We start from the raw sequence: 19137 nt of genomic DNA on the forward strand, positions 1-19137 counted from the left end.
CTATGGAAGATAAGTACTGCCGATTCTGCGGAGCGGAATTGCATGAGGAAGCCCTGTTCTGCTCCAAATGCGGGAAAGCGACGGCAGTGGAGAGCAGTGCTGTGGAATCCGATATCACGCTCGATGAGGAAGGCGGACGAAACGGGCGTGATGTCAAGGATGAATCGGGGCATGATACTGACAATGATGAACCGCATTGGTGGAACCGTTCGGATGATCAGGCCAATCAGAAGTCTGAGACGGCTCAGGAACGGCGGTCGGCTCAGCAGAAACAGAAGTGGAATCGCAGGCGCATCATCGTGATAGTCGTAGCGGCATTGCTGGCGCTGTTTATCGTCGTTACGGGCATCTTGTGGCCCAAGATGTTCCCTAAGGAGTTTCCTGCTGGTATCAATACCTATGCGGTTAAGGGAGAGCCTTATTATCAGTGGAAACGCAAGCTTCCTCACGTGGCAAAAATAGTTGATGAATGTCATCAATATGGTTATACCGGCGAACTTACCTCGTCCACTCAACTTGACTCTGTTCTTTTCATGCCGAAATCGGACAGGCTTCTCATTACCTATGATTGGGGCTTATCTCTCGATAGCGGAGACATCAGTGCATATGGTGAGAGTACCGAAAAAGCAATGAACTGCATGACAGACGCCCTTGGATACCAAGGGAATCTATCCGCTATGCTTGATGAATTTGCTCAGGATAATAAAAAAACCGATGGAATCGAGAGCCTTGACGAGGTGTCTCCCCGTGCACTGACCAATAACGTTGCGGCGCGATGCATGTGGACCATTGGGGATGCGGATACATCGATTCAGAGGATGGGCCGGTTTCTGTGTGCTCTGACTGAGGAGAAAGTATCTGGCAGTTCTTCTGATACGGCTTCGAGTGGGGATTCCTCCGGTGATTCCTCCTCTGAGAGATCAGAACATAATCGCAGGAGTGAGAGTCGAACGTCGGATGATGATTTCGCTGATTTGTGGAAGACGACCGTGGACGATAGCGACTGGTCGAAAATCGCCGGGGACTATTGCCGTGCTGATGGCGTATGCGTTCATATCGCGAAGAATGATTCATACGATCCCAATATTGCCTCTGATGAGACTCCGGGAGCCCTGAGTTTCGCTTCGGGGGATTCCTCTTCCAATCCATTGCCGAACGGCCGATCCCAAGTCAAACTCGGCTTCCAGTATCAAACCAAGCAGACCATGCCTTCAAGTCCGGAACCGTTCCCTATGTTCGCCGGCTGTCAGGGGTCAATGGGCTGTGAGCAAGGTTCTCAGGAAGGTGTCTTTTTCGTGATGCCCGGAGTCGATATGCAGTATTTCCAGCGGTTTTCCATAGACTCAAACAATCCTCCTGATAATTCCCGTGATTATCTGGTTATCGGCCATCCAGAAGAAACAACCATATCCGACCAATCGGTGTTCTATCGGAAGTGACCAATCATGTTCTGTCATAAGTGTGGCGCCAGAATTCCGGACGATTCGCTCTTCTGCCCGAAGTGTGGCGCGAAATTGGCTTCGTCGGCGGAAAAGACGGAGGCACGCGATTCGGCCGATGCGCTAGTCGTGGATCAACGGCAGTCCGATGGTGCCGAGGAATTTGTTGTCGAGTCGGATGGGGAGAAAGACAAAGACGGACGTGGCATCGTAGATGAATCAGCCCGTAACGCCACGCGTAATGCCGATGCCGAGGAACCTCATTGGTGGAACCGTTCGGATGAGCAGGCCAATCAGGCGGCCGAAGCGGCTCGGGAACAGCGAATGGCTCAGCAGGAGCGGAAATGGCATCGCAGGCGTGTCATCGTGATAACCGTGGTTGCGCTGATTGTGATCGCAGTGATTGTCGGCGCGGTGCTAAGTTCCCGGTCGACTACACAACCCAATAAGAGCCAGGAATCTTCAGAGGTTTCAAACAGTGGGAATGGGTCTGATGGGTTTAAGGACTCCGACGATACATCAGCTGATTCCACTGGGGAGAGTACGGATCAGGCTTCCTCTCAGAGCGATGATCAGGGTCTGCGTGATCTAGCGGCATGCGGACGTCCGGGGTATTTCGTGCTGACCACGGGCGATGCCGGGAAACCGGTCGCGCGTCTGGAAAACACGGGAACCGTCTATACGAGCATGAACGAGTACGTCGATCTTCGATGCTTGGCGCAGAAACTGGGGTATACGGGGACCGATCTTTATCGGGAACTTGGCGATAACGAGTCATGGAATGACTCGATGAATTGGCAGTATGCGACGGAGGGGGACGCTGAATTCAACGATGATGATGACAGTGCCTACCGCAAGGAATACAGCACGCCCAAACGAATTGGCGACGATACGTATAGGGTCAAGTGCTTCGATGAGAATCACCGTTCCATCTGCGATTTCTATATGACCGGCAATACCCCCACGCCGGCGGAGATGATGAAGGCGCAGTATAAGGGAAACTCCAATGCCGTCGGATACGACCAGTACAAGAGCTATAACTGCTTGGCCGGCAATTCGGGGCAATTGACCCCGTGCAGTTCCGTCTATCAGGAAATGGAGAACGGTACGATGCAGTATCTGCCGTTTGGCATCGAGAACGCATCCGATCCCGATGATTACAGTACCTATATTCCGGTGGATACAAACAAGAACGGAGTAATCGACGACGGCGAGATGGGGGATTGAGAGATATTGAGGGAAGAAGACGGTCGCTGTTCGGCAATACGGGTAACCACATTATTACGGGTATCCCGTTGCTTGCGCTGCGGCATACCAGGTCAGGAAATCATTTCACGGTGGGAATGATTCGATGGACCCATGAATCCGAGTGGGTGGACCCACTATTCCGAGGGGATTATTTGAGCAGGGCGGATTCGAGGGCGGGGTAGCCGAGGTCGATGGCCTGCAGGATGTGGGCGCTGATGAGCGAGGACACGGTCGTCAGCGACGCGCGTTCCTTGGCGTTGATTGCGGAGGAGCCAGTGGCCGTGGAACTGACTGCGGAGGAATCGGTCCCAGAGGCGTCGGCTGAAGAGCCGCCATCGGAGGAGTCAGACGTGGAGGACCCGGCCGTCGAAGAGTTCGAGTTTGCAGAGCTCGTTGAAGACGCGGCATCGTCATCGCCGTCGGCGGCATCCACGGCGGCCATGGCATTGAGCTGTTCGACCGCGCAGTTCATTTCGATGACGGCGGTCGTGGCCGCGGTCAGTCCGGTGTCGGGGTCGGTGCTCGTCGCCGGATTATTGACGACAGACTTGATGGAATAGATTTTCTGCCGCGGGTCCTTCTCATGCTTGACGGCCGTGGCGAGAATCTGCGCGTTTGTCTTGCGTTGGTTGCTGAGCTGATACAGTGTGGCGTCGGCGTCGTTCCTCGCGGCGAGGATCTCATAGCCGAATCCGGCGCGGTCCTCGGCGAGGCTCAGCGTGGCGGCCGCGTTCGCGTCGATGCTCAGCGTGGTGCCGGAGGAGACCTGCGCCGCAGGGGAGTCCGTCACCTTCGAGATGTCCTTGATATGCAGCTTCGAGGCGAGACTGGTGGCGGTATGCGCGGCCAGTGCGCTGCGTACGGTTCCTTCGGCGAACCGCTGCTGGCAGTCCGCGGCCACGTTCCGCCAGTCATGCTGGGCGGCCGAGGCGGCAAGCAGACGAATCGAAGAGGGCAGACCCTCCTGATACTGCCTGGTGTGCCTTGTCGCCAACGTAAGCGCCTGCTCGCACGGGCTCAGTTCGGAGTCATCGGTGCCCTGGCCGCTCAGGCCAATCGCGTGCGCCGGCACGCAGAAGGCGAACAGGCTGATGACGGCCATCAGTGCTGCGAACAGCGGGAGCGAGAATGATGCGCGTCGCGTGGAACGGTTGACGTCGGATTCGCCCTGAGCGCATAGTGTCTGCATGAATCGTTAGACTAGTAGCCGTTGCAGACCATTGCGGGCAAGGTGCCCGTGTAATAACTTCATATGGGAGGTCTTTGGCATGGAATTGGACTTGGCTGGCATTCACGCACTTGCTGCTGAGCAGGGAATAGATGCCGAGACTCTGGATGACGCACTGGCTGAGGCCCTGCGTCTTGCGTACTTGAAAACCCCTCACGCCGCGAAGCACGCCCGCGTGGAACTCGATTCCCGCGCCGGAACATTCACGGTGTGGGCTCAGGATGAGATTCCCCAGGAGCCCACGGAAGAGGATCCGCACCCGCACCCGGTTCTGGGTGAGGAATATGACGACACCCCCCGTGATTTCGGCCGTCTTGCCGCCGCCACGGCCCGTCAGGTCATTTCCCAGCTGTTCCGTCGCGCCGCCGACGAAAAGGTGTTCGGCGCGTTCTCGGGTCAGAAGGGCAACCTGATCACCGGCATCGTGCAGCAGGATGCCAAGGACCCGGGCAACGTGCACATCGCCGTCGGCGACGTCGAGGCCATCCTGCCGCGTCGCGAGCAGGTGCCGGGCGAGCGCTACCGCCACGGCGAGCGCCTTCGCGTGTACGTGGTGAACGTCTCCCGCGGCCTCAAGGGCCCGGAGGTCATCGTCTCTCGTTCGCATCCGGAGCTGGTCCGTCGTCTCTTCGAGCGTGAGGTCCCGGAGCTGTCGAGCGGCGCCGTGTCGATCATGTCGATCGCGCGCGAGGCCGGCGCCCGCACGAAGATCGCGGTGCGTGCCAACGCGCAGGGCGTCAACCCGAAGGGCGCGCTCATCGGCCCCGGCGGCTCCCGTGTCCGTGCGGTGATGGAGAACCTCGGCCAGGAGAAGATCGATATCGTCGACTGGTCGGCCGATCCGGCCCAGTTCGTCTCCGCCGCGCTGTCGCCGGCGCACACCACCGAGGTGAAGGTGGTCAGCGAGAAGAACAAGACGGCCATCGCGTTCATCCATGACGACCAGCTGTCGCTGGGCATCGGCAAGGAGGGCCAGAACGCCCGTCTGGCCGCCAAGCTCACCGGCTGGAAGATCGGCATCGAATCCGAGGAGGTCCGTGCCCGTAAGGCCGCCGAGGCCGCGAAGGCGGCGGAGGCCTCCAAGGACGAGCAGGGTTCCGAGGAGTGATTCGTCACGCCGGAGGTGACGTCGTGGACATGCGGCGACACCTCCGGCGTTTTTCTGGTATATGCAATCCATGGGGATGAGTATGCTTGTCTCGGAGTCTGAAAATGCGGGTGTAGTATGCCCACTTTCAGGAAAAGAACGAGGTAACACATCATGGTCGCACGATGAGACAGCACATGTTTGCCATCAGTGATCAGTGATCGCGCGGGAGTCCGTACGGGAATCGTATACGCGCGGTCGGGAATAGGAGATATTGGTGCCCAAAGCACGCGTATATGAATTGGCCAAGGCGTTTGGCGTAGATAGCAAGACCGTTCTTGACAAGCTCAAGAACATGGGCGAGTTCGTGAAGTCGGCCTCGTCGACAGTGGAAGCGCCGGTTGTGCGCAAACTCCGGGCGGAGTTCCAGCCGTCCAACACCGAGAAGGGCGATGCCAAGAAGCCCCAGTCTCGTCGTCCGCAGCCGAAGCCGGCTGCCAAGAAGCCTTCTGTATCCGAATCCTCCGCCGCTGCGGCTTCCGCTGCGACCCCCGGTCCGCGTCCTGCGGCTCCGAAGCCGGGTCACCATGCCGCCGGCGAATCCTCCCATGCCACTCCGCGCAACGCGTTCCACCGCAACGAGCGCGGCGAGCGCGAGACGTCCCGTGACGGTCAGCGCCAGCATGGCGGCGAGTCCCGTTCGGCCCGTCCGCATCCTCAGGGCGCCCGTCCCTCGGCTCCCCGTCCGGGAGACCGTCGTGGCGGCGGCCGCAACCATGGCGAGGGCCGTGGCCAGGGTGCACGTCCGCAGAATCCTCGTGGTCCGCGTCCGGGTCAGGGCGCTCAGGGCCAGCAGAACCATGGTGGCGCCAACGGCTCCGCCACGCCCCGTCCGCATGCCACCGGCACGCCGCGTCCGGGCAACAATCCGTTCAGCCGCAAGCAGGGCATGAGCGTTCCCACGCCGGGTGATATCCCGCGTCCGCATCCGATGGCCCGTCCGACCGTGAACAACGGCCGTGGCGGTCGTCCCGGCCGTCCGGGTCAGGGCGGTCCCCGTCCGGGTGGTCGCGGCGGTCGTCCGGGTCAGGGCAGGCCGAACCAGTGGGGTCACAGCCGTCCGGGTCAGGGCGCCGGCACCTCCGGTGGCGGTCGTCCCGGCGGCAGCCGTTTCGGCGGTCCCCGTCCGGGTCAGGGCGGCGGTCCGAACAACGGTCCCCAGAGCGGTGGCGGTCGTCCGGGTGGTCGCGGAGGCCGCGGCGGCACCGCCGGTGCCTTCGGCCGTCAGGGCGGCAAGTCCTCCAGGGCTCGCAAGCGCCAGCACGCAAGGAGGCAGGAGTTCGAGGAGATGAAGGCACCCGTTATCGGTGGTGTCCGCATCCCCACCGGTAACGGCCAGACCATCAAGCTTCGTCAGGGCGCCACGCTGGCCGACCTTGCGGAGAAGATCAACGTCAACGCCGCCTCCCTCGTCACCGTGCTCTTCCACCTGGGCGAGATGGCCACAGCCACGCAGTCCCTGGACGAGTCCACCTTCCAGATCCTCGGCGAGGAGATCGGCTGGAACATCAAGATCGTGTCCGCCGAAGAGGAGGACAAGGAGCTGCTCCAGCAGTTCGACATCGACCTTGACGAAGAGGAGCTGCAGGACGACGAGGATCTCAAGCCCCGTCCTCCGGTGGTCACCGTCATGGGCCACGTCGACCACGGTAAGACCCGACTGCTCGACACGATCCGCAAGACCAACGTCATCGCACGCGAGGCCGGCGGCATCACGCAGCGCATCGGCGCCTACCAGGTCGCCATCGACCTGAACGGCGAGCACCGCAAGCTCACCTTCCTCGATACCCCGGGCCACGAGGCGTTCACCGCCATGCGTGCCCGTGGTGCCGAGCTCACCGACGTCGCGATCCTCGTGGTCGCCGCCGACGACGGTGTGATGCCGCAGACGGTCGAGGCCATCAACCACGCCCAGGCCGCCAACGTGCCGATCGTGGTCGCCGTGAACAAGATCGATAAGCCGGGAGCCAACCCCGACAAGGTGCGCGGCCAGCTCACCGAGTTCGGCCTGGTACCGGAGGAGTACGGCGGCGACACCATGTTCGTCGACATCTCCGCCAAGCAGAACATCAACGTGGACAAGCTCCTCGAAGCCGTGCTGCTTACCGCCGACGCGACGCTCGACCTGCGCGCCAACCCCGACATGGACGCCCGCGGCGCCACCGTCGAGGCCCGACTCGACAAGGGCCGCGGCGCCGTGGCCACCGTGCTCGTCCAGCAGGGCACCCTGCACATCGGCGACGCCATCGTGGCCGGCACCTCGTACGGCCGCGTCCGCGCCATGCTCGACGAGAACGGCCAGCAGATGAAGGAAGCCACGCCCTCCACCCCGGTGCAGGTGCTTGGCCTCACCTCCGTGCCGACGGCAGGCGACCTCTTCCTCGTCGCCCCCGACGACCGAACCGCCCGCCAGATCGCCGAGAAGCGTCAGGCCACCGAGCGCGCCGCCCAGCTGGCGAAGCGCCGCAAGGTCGTCTCGCTCGAGAGCCTCAAGGAGCAGTTCGCCAAGTCCGAGATCGACATGCTCAACATCGTCATCAAGGGCGATTCCTCCGGCTCCGTCGAGGCGCTCGAGGACTCCCTGATGAAGATCGAGGTCTCCGACGAGGTCGGCATCCAGGTCATCCACCGCGGCGTCGGCGCCATCACGCAGAACGACGTCAACCTCGCCACGGTCGACAAGGCCGTCATCATCGGCTTCAACGTGCGTCCGAACCGTCAGGTCGCGGACCTCGCCGAGCGTGAGGGCGTGGAGATCAAGTACTACTCGATCATCTACAAGGCCATCGAGGACGTCGAGGCATCCCTCAAGGGCATGCTCAAGCCGGAATACGAGGAGGTCGTCACCTCCCACTCCGAGATCCGCGAGATCTTCCGCTCCTCCAAGTTCGGCAACATCGCCGGCGTCATGGTGCAGGACGGCGAGGTCAAGCGCGGAACGAAGTGCCGTATCCTGCGCAACGGCGTCGCCACGGTCAACGACCTCGAGATCTCCTCGCTGCGTCGCTTCAAGGACGACGTCCAGTCGGTCAAGGAAGGCTACGAGGCCGGTATCAACCTCGGCTCCTTCAACGACATCCAGGAAGGCGACATCATCGAGACCTTCGAGATGCGCGAGGTCGAACGCAAGTAGTCGATTGGTCGATTCGACCGATTCCTCTGGCTCCCCTCCCTGAGGGGAGCTGGCCGCCGAAGGCGGTCTGAGTGAAGGCGAATATCATCTGATGATGAGGCGCCTCCCCTCAGTCGGCACAGCCGACAGCTCCCCTCCAGAGGGGAGCCAATTGCATATGTAGGACAACGTAAGGAAATATCATGGCTGGTACCAACCCTCGGGCCGTGCGCATCGCCGGCCTCATCAAGCGCGTGGTCGCGCAGTCCCTTGAGACCGAACTGCACGATCCGCGTCTGTTCGGCGTGACCATCACCGACGTGCGCGTGACCAACGACATGCAGATCGCCCGCATCTTCTGGACGCAGCTCGGCGATGAAGGCAAGGAGAAGGGACAGCGCAAGCGCGCATCCCAGGCGCTCAACCAGGCCAAAGGCCGTCTGCGTTCGCTCGTCGGACGCAAGGCCGGACTGCGACTCACCCCCGTGCTTGAGTTCAAGTACGACGAGGTGCCGGGCGAGGCCACCGAAATCGAGGACATCCTCACCGCCGCCCGCAAGCGCGACGAGGAACTCGCCAAGGTGCGTGCCACTGCCCAGTACGCCGGCGACGCCGACCCGTACAAGCATCCCGAAGAGAATGCCGACGATGATATCGACGATGTCGATGACGCCGGCATCAATGAGTACGGCGACGCCGGCGACTACGACGCCGAGTCGGACGATTTCAAGGCCTGACCCGTCGTTATCGGCGGTATCGTCATTGCCATCGTTCATGGCTTCATGATGAAGAGCCTCCTCCTGTCGGGGAGGCTCTTCACATTGGCAAGCGATTTGCAGAAGGTCCGAAAGATCTGAAAGGATCCTTAAAAACCCGAAAAGGCCCGAATGGCCTGAAACAACGACCCGACAGGAGATCGAAGCCGAAGGAGCACCATGCCCACATCATCCGAATCAGGCATTCTCGTCGTCGACAAGCCGCAGGGCGTCACCAGCCATGATGTCGTGGCCGCGGTCCGCAGCGGCCTGCGTATGAAGCGCGTCGGCCACGCGGGCACCCTCGACCCCATGGCCACAGGCGTGCTCGTCGTCGGCTTCGGCAACGCCACACGACTGCTCAACTACATTGTCGGCGCCGACAAGACCTATGAGGCCACCATCCGTCTCGGTCAGTTCACCACGACCGACGACGCCGACGGCGACATCATCCCGTGGATGGAGAAACTCGCCCACGGCGGGTTCTCCCCAGATATCCGGCCCGATGCGCACATCTCTGGGGATATCACGGACGTCCGCTCCGCTTCGGAAACGTTGAAAGCGTTGGATCGCAGCCGTATCGAACAGGCCATCGCCGAGCATTTCACCGGTCGCATCGAGCAGACGCCCACCGTGTTCTCCGCCATCAAGATCGACGGCAAACGCGCCTACGACCTCGCCCGCGAAGGCAAGGACGTCAAGCTTGAGGCCCGACCCATCACCATCAGTGAATTCACGGTGCTTACGCCCGATATCGCCGTGACGAATGCGGCAGATACCGATACGAATGCCGACGATGACGACTCCGCCGATACCGTTGCCGCCGGTGAGAGCGCCGACGGCCACAACGCAACGCCCATCATCGACGTCACCGTGCGCGTCACCTGCTCGTCGGGCACCTACATCCGCGCCCTGGCGCGAGACCTCGGCTATGTGCTCGGCGTCGGCGGCCATCTGACCATGCTGCGCCGCACCCGCGTCGGCGAATTCGACCTCGGTACGACCGAACGATTCCGCGCCGTCACCGCCCATACAGAAAGCCGCACGTTCACCAATCGCGACGGCGAGACCATCACGCGCAACCGCTGTACGCTCGACTATCCCGAACCGGACGAAAACAATACCGAAGCAGCCGCCAAGCCCGCCGACGAGACACGGGAGCAGCATCGCGCCTACCTGCTGTCGTGCGCATTGTCGATGCCGGAAAGCGCCCGACGCACCATGCCCTGCGTCGACGTGACCGCCGACGAGGCGAGGGAACTGCGTTTCGGCCGGTGGATCGCACGACGGGGCGACGGACTCGCCGCCGCCATCCATGGCGACGACCTCGTCGCCATCATCCAGCCCGCCAACAGACGGCAGGCGAAGCCGGCCGTCGTGTTCCCGGCCGAATAGCCGGATGTCGAATAATCGAATAACGTTCGGCGGGGCCGTTAAGCTAGTACATCGGTATATATGAGCGTCGGCGTCCGACGACAGAGACGACAGACGATAGGAATTCGAGCGAGGACATTCATGAAGATCACCACACTGGTTCCCGACACCGAAGGCGCGCTGGCCTGGCCGCCGTTCGGGCAGAACAAGCGTTCCATCGTGGCCGTCGGTAATTTCGACGGCGTGCATCGCGGCCATCAGGCGGTGCTCAAGCGCACCGTCGACCTGGCGAAAAGCTATGGCTGCCGTTCGGTGGTCATCCTGTTCGACCCGCGTCCGGAAATCGTGCGCCAGTACGCGAAGGACCATGACGGCGCCCAGCTGCCCAAGGACGAGACCTACACCGACGCCGAAGCCCTGACCGGCATCGACCGTCGTCTGAAGCTCATCGAGGAGATGGGCATCGACTACGCCATCGTGATTCGCTACACGTTGGAATTCGGCGCCAAATCCTACCAGTATTTCCTCGGCCAGCTGGTCGGCAAGATCGGCCTGCGCAATCTCGTGATCGGCAAGGACGCGCGCATGGGCGCCGGACGTGCCGGTAACGTCGACTCCATCGACTCCATCGCCCAGGCCACCCGCATGTTCGAGGTGGACGTGGTCGACGACCGCGGCCCCGGCGAGGTGCGTGTGCCGCTGACCGACAGCGACGAGGCCGCCGAGGCCATCGACAAGGTGAACGACCCCGACTCCGGCCTGACCAAGGCGGAACGTCGGGCTCTGAGCAAGAAGACCCCGAACCGTCTGGTGCGCGCATGGAGCTCCTCGTACGTGCGCTACCTGCTGTCGCGCGGCAGGGTGGACGCAGCCGCCGAGATCCTCGGCCGTCCGCACGTGGTCGAAGGCATGGTCGTCGGCGGCAAGCAGCGCGGCCGTACACTCGGATTCCCCACGGCCAACGTGGCCGGCGATGTGCATGGCTACATGCCGGCCGACGGCGTGTATGCCGGATGGCTCGTGGACGTCGACCCCGAGACGGGGGAGGAGAGGCGCTACCCCTCCGCCATCTCCATCGGCACCAAGGTGACGTTCGGCGAGCCGGAGGCCCGCGTGCTCGAGGCCTATGCCATCGCCCCGCTCGGCGAGGACGGCCAGCCCGAATGGCTGGACCTCTACGGTCACCACACCCGCGTGGAGTTCGTGAAGTTCCTGCGTCCGCAGGTGCATTTCGACGGCGCCGACGAACTCGTCGCCGAACTCAGGCGCAACGTCGAACAGACCAAGGAGATCTGCAAGTAGATTCCGCTTGGGTTCCGTTTTCGACGGCCCGCAATATCTTCGTCAATGCCGCTTCCGCATGCAGCAGCCATGCGGAAGCGGCTTTGACGTTTCGTATGCAAATGGGGCATCAACTATAGTTGATGCCCCGCAGGACGATGCGGATTATAATCCCCTTTCCCTCTTACGAACGAATCCCGCCGGAGTAGGTTGGATAGCGTGAATGATGACAAGGGATGCCGGACGATCCATGTGGCGATCGTGGACAATGACCGATGCGCGCTCGCCATGCTGGACCAGCTGATCTGTGGAACATACGACGATCTCGCCGAAGACGGGATTCGCATCGTGGCAGACTGGTGCGAGGCCAGCGGCCGCAGGGCGATCATGCGGTGCAATCGAGTCGAGACCGTTCCGGACGTGCTGCTGCTCGATATGAGCATGGAGGACATCTCCGGCGTTCGCGTCTGCGAAGCGGTACGTTCCCGGCATGAGGGCATGGCGATTCTCGGCATTACGTCGTATTCGCCGACGAAATACGCGAAGCGGCTGGCGGAAGCCGGCGCACAGGGACTTGTTCCCAAACTCGACCGCATGGAGATGGTGCGGGCGATTGTCGCCGTGGCCAATGGCGGGCTTTTCGAACGATACGGCCGCTTCACGACCGTGGATGAATCGTATCGGAGACTCCGCAAGGCGACGTCGGCCAGGGAGAAGCTCTTCTCCGAACGGGAGTTCGACGTCATGGACCTCTGCTCATACGGCCTGACCTCCGACGAGATCGCGGAAAAGCTCGGCATTTCCCCCTCCACGGTCAAAACGCATGTGGTCAAGGCGATGAAGAAGCTCGGCGCCCGCAACCGCGCCGAGGCCGTGGGCATGTGGGTGACGGCGAGGGAATGAAGATGAATGATTTCAAAGAATGGCTGCAGGACCGAGCATCGAATATTGATTTCATAACGTTATTGATAGCCGTTGTAATTGTAGTGTCCCTACTGGAATGGCAGATGAATCCTCCGCATTGCGTTATTGCGGTGGTGTGCTCTCTAGCGCATATATTTGCCGTATCGTTGATGCGTTTCTGGCCAATCGAAAGCGGTGAAATCGTTGTTTTCATCTATTGCTGCTTTTCATTGCTGCCTTTGAATGAAGGAGTAAGTCAGTATTGGGGCGTCTGGGTTGCTTTGGGTTTTCTCGGTTATCATCGTTTTTGGAAGAACGGCCTGGTGATGATGATGGTTGCCGTGTCGGCGAGAATGCTGCAATATTACGTTTTTCAGGCTGCGGATGACTCATCGAGCATTGCAATGATGATGTCCTGTTCGTTCATTTTCGCGTGGTGCATAGGCGGAATGTTCCGTCGGGAAGTCGCCATCAATTGTGAATTGCAGGCTTTGCATCAGGAACGGCTGCAATATCAGCGCGAAAAAAGAGTCGCAGCGGAAATCCATGATGCCGTATCAGGGCAGCTTTCCTATGCCATTCTTCTATCCCAGCGAATGGATAAGACTCCGCAGACGATAATCTCCGGTATGAAGGATGCGTCGGTAAAGGCGATGAATTCGCTGTATCAGATCATCGACTATCTGAATGATGAGTCGGAACGGGATCTCAGCGAATCCGATTCCCTGAAAGAATCACATCAACGGCCGTCCGACAGGTTGGGAACGATGCTTCGGGAAGAGGAGCATCGACTGGCGTCGATCGGTTTCGCCGGCAGAATTGCCGTGCAGGGAGATCCTGCCCGTATTTCGACGGAAGGTGAGGAATGCCTGTCGGGTTTGCTGAGGGAGTTGTTTGCAAACATCATGCGGCACGGCGAGCCGAGCGAACCGTATTATCTCAGCATCGTCTTCTCCTTGCACGAGATAACCGTGGTGCAGTCGAACACTATTCGAAAAGAACAATCCGCGATTCCTGCTTCTCGGGGACACGGACTTGTCTCGTTAAAGCAGCGCATTGCGAATAGGGGAGGCGTGGTTCGTCAGGTCCTGGAGGACGGGAGCTGGACGTTATACGCCTCCATTCCCCTGTGAGGAAATATGCGGAATATGTTGCTGCCGAAAGGCACCAATCACCTGCCAAAAGGTGCCGGCCATCTGCCGAAAGGCGTCAACTATAGTTGATGCATTATTTTGCCTGTCCCAGTAATTCCGATAACGTGAGCGACGTAGGCCATGCACTTCAACGACGAGGAGGAAACGATACAGGGCCTGATACATTAGGCGATAGCGGTATTGCAATGTCGGAATACGTGGATGGGGATGCCGGGATGGAGAAGTCTCGTTACGGTGCAATCAAGGTTGTTTCTTCGATGATGGTGTGTCTGTCGTTGATGCTTATCGGTGGATGCTCATCGGGAGGGGAATCGACAGGTGCCGCGAAGTCCGGCGGCAGTGCATCGACCTCTGCGACGACGAATCCATCACCTTCGGAAAGTTCCCCATCCGTTTCTTCTCCGACCGAAACCGAAAAGCCGGTCACCGATTCGTTGGGTACATATTATGACGTAATCAAGGACCGGACTCTGGCGGAATGTGTGGCCAGTGAAATGTGGGCAAAACCCACGGACCAGCTTTCCAAGAAGAAAGCGGAAAGCGTGACCGATCTCACGGTTATTGGCGTGCTCAATGAATACAACATGCCCGACACACTTCCGTCATGCGGCATTGCGTTGAAGCACTTGACGAATCTTTCGGGATTGGAGGTATTCACGAATCTGAAGATCATATGTCTTGATCATCTGACGAACCTCAGCGATATCTCGGCGCTTCGCGGAATGAGCAAGCTGGCAATCGTCAGTCTGAAAGATACCGCTGTCCGTGACCTGACCCCGCTCGGCGCAGTGAAACATGTACGTACCCGAGATGATCGCGGAGTCTCGGTCTACGTGACCCACGCCATGTACGATTCGATGATCGTGCCCAAGAACAGCGACATCATCCTCTGGAAGCAAGGATAGTATCCCGCTTTCATTCGCGTGAATGATGCATCTAGATCAGGGAGGCCATGACGTATTCGATGACGTGCTTCATCTCGTCGTCGGGAACATATCCGATGATCTCGGCGTTGCGGGCCTTGAGATCCAATGCCTTGAGCTGTTCGGTCTGCACGAATCCCTCGATGCTATGCGATGTCGATATGGGATGCACCGACAGATGCAGCGGGTACCCGTTGTCGCGCGACGTGATGGGGCAGGTCATCGTCAGATTGCACAACTGGTTGTATCGGTCGTTGCTTACGACCAGCAGGTACCGCCGTTTGCGCTGCTCGTGACCGGCCGAAGGGTCGAGGTCGGCGGCGACGACATCGCCTCGTCTGAATCCGTTCACATCGCCTCCTGTCCGACAGGGCCGGCGAAGCCGTCTTCCTCGGGTTGCCATGTTCCCCTCCAATCGGCGAACAGATCGCGCAGATCGGGGACGTTGTAGTCGCTGACGCGTGTGGTCTTGGGGGAGACCGGCCTGATGACGATGTTGCCGTCCTCCACGTCCAACGTCACGTGGCTGCCGGCCGAGATGCCGGTCTGTTCGCGAATCTCCTTGGGGATGCGAATGGCCTCGCTGTTGCCCCAGGTAGCCACAACCGCCGTGCTGGTCATGATGCCTCCCTGATTGAGTTGCCAATGAGCGATTCGTCAATGTAAGTACGGATATACATAAGGATATACCAATGTCGTTGCGTTGGGAATCCGTCGTGAAAAGCGGGGATAATGGGAGGTGGATTCGTGGTTTTGGCGGCAAGGAGGCCGAGATGGGTGGAAACGTGAACGGAAACGGACATGGGAACGCGGGGCGGGGTGCGAACGTCATCGTGGTGACGGGTGCGTCGAGCGGCATGGGGCGCGAGTTCGTGCAGCAGATCGCCTACTGGGCGGCGGTCGGGCGCGTCGACGCCGAAGAGATATGGGTGGTCGCGAGGCGTGAGAAGCGTCTGCGCGAGCTCGCGGGCGGCGCGCCGGTGAAGGTGCGGCCGCTGGCGCTCGACCTCGCCGATGCCGGCGACCTCGAGGCGTATCGACAGCTGCTCGCCGAGAAGCGGCCGAACATCGTGATGCTCGCCAACTGCGCCGGCTTCGGCAAGATGGACCATTTCGAAAACGTGCCGCTGCGCGACGAGCTCTCCATGGTGGACCTCAACATCAAGGCGCCGGTCACTATGGTCTCGCACAGCCTGCCGTACATGCGGGCCGGTGCGCGAATCATGAACCTGTGCTCAATCAGCGGATTCCTGCCATGCCCGTACATCAACGTGTATGCGGCCACGAAGGCGTTCATGGTCAGCTGGTCGCGGGCGCTCGGGCGCGAACTCGCCCACCGCGGCATCAAAGTGATGGCGGCCTGCCCGTACTGGGTGCGCACCGAGTTCTTCGACCGCGCGCAGCCGAAGGCGGGGGAGAAGCGGCCGTTCCATAACTTCGTCGGCATCATGGACGCGCGCGCCGTGGTGCGGAACATCATCGAGGATACGTTCCACGGGAGGGCGCTTTCGCTGCCCGGATGGCCGGCCAAGGCAATCTTCGCGGCGACGAAGCTGCTGCCGACGCGGACGCTCATGTGGTCGCAGCTGCGGCTGCAGAGGCTGGACGGGCGGCCGTAGCGTACCTCCTCCCTCGCCAGAGGGTGTCAATCAAGTATGGACCAAATATCTAATACGAATGTAATGGTTGGATGAAATGGCTCCTCGGTGTCATCTTGGGGACACATAAACGCGGTCGCGAGGAAACACGGCGAACTTAGACTCCGTTCTAGATTGCACAGCAAGGCGGTTGTTAAACGTCGCAAACGAACGATATTCAACGACCTGCAAGCGCGTGATCGAACGAACACCTGCATCGACGTGGAACGCACGTCATAGCGGAAGGAGCATGAGATGAAGCTTGCGGATACGGGTCTCACCCAGGACGAGCTCAAGGGCCTCGTGAAGAAGTACATGATCGAGACGTACGAGCGTTACGATTTCGTCGCCGAACGCGCCGAAGGCATGTACATCTACGATCCGGACGGCAACGCCTACCTTGATTTCTACGGCGGCATCGCCGTGAACAACGCCGGCAACTGCAACCCGAAGGTCGTGGCCGCCGTGCGCGACCAGGTGGGCGACATCATGCACACCTTCAACTACCCGTACACCATCCCGCAGGCGCTGCTCGCCAAGAAGGTCTGCGACCTCGCCGGCTTCGACAAGATCTTCTACCAGAACTCCGGAACCGAGGCCAACGAGGTGGCCATCAAGCTCGCCCGCAAGTATGGCATCGACCACTTCGGCCCCCACAAGTACGAGATTCTCTCTGCGCTGCACTCCTTCCACGGCCGCACCTTCGGCGCACTGGCCGCCACCGGCCAGCCCGGCTCCCTCGCCCAGGACGGCTTCGGTCAGATGACCCCCGGCTTCGCCTACGCCGAATTCAACAACCTTGAGGACTTCAAGGCCAAGATCACCGACAACACCATCGCCATCATGGTCGAGCCCGTGCAGGGCGAGGGCGGCGTGCACCCGGCCACGCAGGAGTTCCTCGAAGGCCTGCGCAAGCTGTGCGACGACAACGGCCTGCTGCTCATCTTCGACGAGGTCCAGACCGGCTGGGGCCGCACCGGCTCCCTGTTCGCCTGGCAGGGCTACGGCGTCGAGCCCGACATCTTCACCATGGCCAAGGGCCTCGGCGGCGGCGTCCCGATCGGCGCCATGGTCACCAAGGACCCGATCGCCGCGTCCCTGACCCCCGGAACCCATGGCACCACGTTCGGCGGCTCCCCGATGTGCACCGCCGCCGCGCTCGCCGAGGTCGACGAGATCGTCAGCCGCAAGCTGCCGGAGAACGCCGCCAAGATGGGCGAATACTTCATCGAACAGGGCAAGAGCCTGCCGCACATCAAGGAATCCCGCGGCCGTGGCCTGCTCGTCGGCTTCGAGTTCGACGGCACCGTCAACGCCGTGGACGTCAAGCACGCCGCCCTTAAGCGCGGACTGCTCACCACCGCCATCGGCGACAGCATCATCCGCTGCATCCCGCCGCTGATCGTCACCAAGAAGCAGATCGACGAAGCGCTCGAGATCCTCACCGACTCCGTGAACGCCGTCGCTGCAGGCAAGGAGTGACATTCGTCGGAGATGGCCTGGGGCCAACTCCCCTCAGTCGGCTTCGCCGACGGCTCCCCTCAATCATGAGGGGAGCCATTTTATGAATGTCGGCATACTCCGTTTGGGGCAACACCGACGCATGACTGAGGGGAGAACGCCCCTCTGGATTATTTCCATCGGCTCTTCTATGCTGGAAACCGCGGCGACGATGCCGCAGATCGAAGGGATACCATGCTCAAGTTTTCCATACCGCAGAACATCATCGTCGACTACGGCGGAGTAAGCCGCCTCGGCACCTACGCCGCCGAGCTCAACATGACCAACGTGCTCATCATCGCCGACCCGTTCCTCGCCGAGGCACCGCTCGCCAAGCAGGCCACGGCATCGCTCGACGAGGCCGGCATCAGGCACGCCATGTTCACCGACGTCAAGCCCAACCCGACCGCCGTCTGTGTGAACGAGGCCGCCAAGCTGTTCAAGGACAACGACTGCGATTCCATCATCGCCATCGGCGGCGGCTCCTCGCTCGACGTGGCCAAGGCCGTCGGCGTGGTCGTCAAGTACGGCGGCGAGATCGGCGACTACGAGGGCATGAACACCGTGCCCGGTCCCATCGTGCCGTTCATCGCCATCCCCACCACCGCCGGCACCGGCAGCGAGGTCACCTCGTTCTCCGTCATCACCGACGAGGCCCGCAACTACAAGCTCACCGTCGGCTCCAAGCTGTTGCTGCCCGCCTACGCCATCCTCGACCCCGGCGTGCTCGCCACCGTCCCGGCCCGCGTGGCCGCCGCCTGCGGCACCGACGCCATGGTCCACGCCATCGAATCGTTCACCAACACCGTGGACTCCACGTTCTCCGGCATGTACTCGCTCGAGGCGCTGCGCCTCATCGGCAAATACCTCAGGCGCTTCTACGCCCGACGCGACGACGCCGAGGCCGCGCGCGGTATGATGGTCGCCGCCACCATGGCCGGCATCGCCTTCGAATCCACCCGACTCGGCCTCGTGCACGCCATGAGCCACCCCATCTCCGCGTTCTTCCACGTTGCGCACGGCGAGGCCAATGGCCTGCTGCTGCCCAGCGTGCTGGAATTCAACGCGCTCGCCGACAAGGGCCAGTACGAGCTCATGCACGAGGCGCTGTTCCCCGACGTCGAATACTACGAGCCGGAGGACTTCATCAACGAGATCCGCTCGCTGCTCGAATCCATCGGCATCCCCGATTCGCTGGAGGCCGCAGGCGTCGACCGCGAGTCGTTCCCCGCCGTCGTCGAGCAGATGACCAAGGACGCCATGGCATCCGGCAACATCGCGGTCAATCCGCGCGCCGTCACCCCGAAGGATGTGGAGGCGATCTATCGAGCCCTGTGATTTTTCTTCTGTGATTGACGGCAATCGTGCCTCTCTGTGATTGCCGTGTTGTGGGAACCGGAGCGGGGGGGGGGGGGGGGGGGGGGGGGGGGGGGGGG

The 19137-nt window shown here is 61.0% G+C and carries 16 protein-coding genes; 13 read left to right on the forward strand and 3 right to left on the reverse strand.

The window, feature by feature from the left end; translation table 11 throughout:
• Together GFD18_RS06950 and GFD18_RS06955 are read left to right on the forward strand one after the other, a co-directional pair.
• Window positions 1-1439, forward strand: a 1439-nt coding sequence (locus GFD18_RS06950; RefSeq protein WP_163200204.1) for a zinc ribbon domain-containing protein, incomplete at its 5' end; no start/stop codon positions are given.
• 6 nt (window positions 1440-1445) lie between these two features.
• Window positions 1446-2666 (forward strand): zinc ribbon domain-containing protein, encoded by a 1221-nt coding sequence (locus GFD18_RS06955; protein ID WP_163200205.1) that lies wholly within the window; start codon window positions 1446-1448, stop codon window positions 2664-2666.
• 169 nt (window positions 2667-2835) lie between these two features.
• Here the strand turns inward: GFD18_RS06955 and GFD18_RS06960 are convergent, their stop codons facing one another.
• The gene (locus tag GFD18_RS06960; RefSeq protein ID WP_163200206.1) at window positions 2836-3876 is read right to left on the reverse strand and encodes a hypothetical protein; all 1041 of its coding nucleotides are present in this window, start codon (window positions 3874-3876) and stop codon (window positions 2836-2838) included.
• A gap of 79 nt (window positions 3877-3955) precedes the next feature.
• Between GFD18_RS06960 and nusA the strand changes: the two genes are divergently transcribed.
• The 8 genes from nusA to GFD18_RS07000 all read left to right on the forward strand — a co-directional run bounded on the left by nusA (window position 3956) and on the right by GFD18_RS07000 (window position 14546).
• Entirely contained in the window at window positions 3956-5023 is a 1068-nt protein-coding gene (gene nusA, locus GFD18_RS06965) for a transcription termination factor NusA (protein WP_100510742.1), read from the forward strand.
• Between the two features lie 256 nt (window positions 5024-5279).
• Complete coding sequence (infB, locus tag GFD18_RS06970; RefSeq protein WP_163200207.1) at window positions 5280-8195, forward strand: translation initiation factor IF-2; 2916 nt, start codon at window positions 5280-5282, stop codon at window positions 8193-8195.
• A gap of 182 nt (window positions 8196-8377) precedes the next feature.
• On the forward strand, window positions 8378-8911 hold the full coding sequence (gene rbfA / locus GFD18_RS06975) for a 30S ribosome-binding factor RbfA (protein WP_163200208.1): 534 nt from the start codon (window positions 8378-8380) through the stop codon (window positions 8909-8911).
• Window positions 8912-9109: 198 nt separating this feature from the next.
• A complete protein-coding gene (locus GFD18_RS06980; protein ID WP_163200209.1) occupies window positions 9110-10324 on the forward strand; it encodes a tRNA pseudouridine synthase B in 1215 nt (404 codons plus the stop codon).
• Window positions 10325-10444: 120 nt separating this feature from the next.
• The gene (gene ribF / locus GFD18_RS06985; RefSeq protein ID WP_163200210.1) at window positions 10445-11605 is read left to right on the forward strand and encodes a bifunctional riboflavin kinase/FMN adenylyltransferase; all 1161 of its coding nucleotides are present in this window, start codon (window positions 10445-10447) and stop codon (window positions 11603-11605) included.
• A 198-nt stretch (window positions 11606-11803) separates the two neighbouring features.
• A complete protein-coding gene (locus GFD18_RS06990; protein ID WP_163200211.1) occupies window positions 11804-12487 on the forward strand; it encodes a LuxR C-terminal-related transcriptional regulator in 684 nt (227 codons plus the stop codon).
• 2 nt (window positions 12488-12489) lie between these two features.
• Window positions 12490-13620 carry a sensor histidine kinase gene (locus tag GFD18_RS06995; RefSeq protein ID WP_163200212.1) on the forward strand — a complete coding sequence of 377 codons (1131 nt, stop codon included), beginning with the start codon at window positions 12490-12492 and terminating at the stop codon, window positions 13618-13620.
• 206 nt (window positions 13621-13826) lie between these two features.
• Window positions 13827-14546, forward strand: a complete 720-nt coding sequence (locus tag GFD18_RS07000; protein ID WP_163228266.1) for a hypothetical protein — start codon at window positions 13827-13829, stop codon at window positions 14544-14546.
• A gap of 31 nt (window positions 14547-14577) precedes the next feature.
• Here GFD18_RS07000 and GFD18_RS07005 read toward each other — a convergent pair whose 3' ends face one another.
• Window positions 14578-14916 carry a type II toxin-antitoxin system PemK/MazF family toxin gene (locus GFD18_RS07005; protein WP_204314001.1) on the reverse strand — a complete coding sequence of 113 codons (339 nt, stop codon included), beginning with the start codon at window positions 14914-14916 and terminating at the stop codon, window positions 14578-14580.
• On the reverse strand, window positions 14913-15185 hold the full coding sequence (locus GFD18_RS07010) for an AbrB/MazE/SpoVT family DNA-binding domain-containing protein (RefSeq protein ID WP_163200215.1): 273 nt from the start codon (window positions 15183-15185) through the stop codon (window positions 14913-14915). Before GFD18_RS07010 ends, GFD18_RS07005 begins: the two co-directional genes overlap by 4 nt.
• Window positions 15186-15337: 152 nt before the next feature.
• Here GFD18_RS07010 and GFD18_RS07015 point away from each other — a divergent pair, with 152 nt between their 5' ends.
• The 3 genes from GFD18_RS07015 to GFD18_RS07025 all read left to right on the forward strand — a co-directional run bounded on the left by GFD18_RS07015 (window position 15338) and on the right by GFD18_RS07025 (window position 19039).
• Window positions 15338-16183: an SDR family NAD(P)-dependent oxidoreductase gene (locus tag GFD18_RS07015; RefSeq protein WP_163200216.1), complete on the forward strand. Its 846-nt coding sequence runs from the start codon at window positions 15338-15340 to the stop codon at window positions 16181-16183.
• A gap of 273 nt (window positions 16184-16456) precedes the next feature.
• Complete coding sequence (locus GFD18_RS07020) at window positions 16457-17683, forward strand: aspartate aminotransferase family protein (protein ID WP_163200217.1); 1227 nt, start codon at window positions 16457-16459, stop codon at window positions 17681-17683.
• A 213-nt stretch (window positions 17684-17896) separates the two neighbouring features.
• Entirely contained in the window at window positions 17897-19039 is a 1143-nt protein-coding gene (locus tag GFD18_RS07025) for an iron-containing alcohol dehydrogenase (protein WP_163200218.1), read from the forward strand.
• The last annotated feature ends 98 nt before the right edge of the window (window positions 19040-19137 follow it).

The sequence above is a fragment of the Bifidobacterium saimiriisciurei genome (genome assembly GCF_010667655.1).
GTDB classification, from domain to species: domain Bacteria; phylum Actinomycetota; class Actinomycetes; order Actinomycetales; family Bifidobacteriaceae; genus Galliscardovia; species Galliscardovia saimiriisciurei.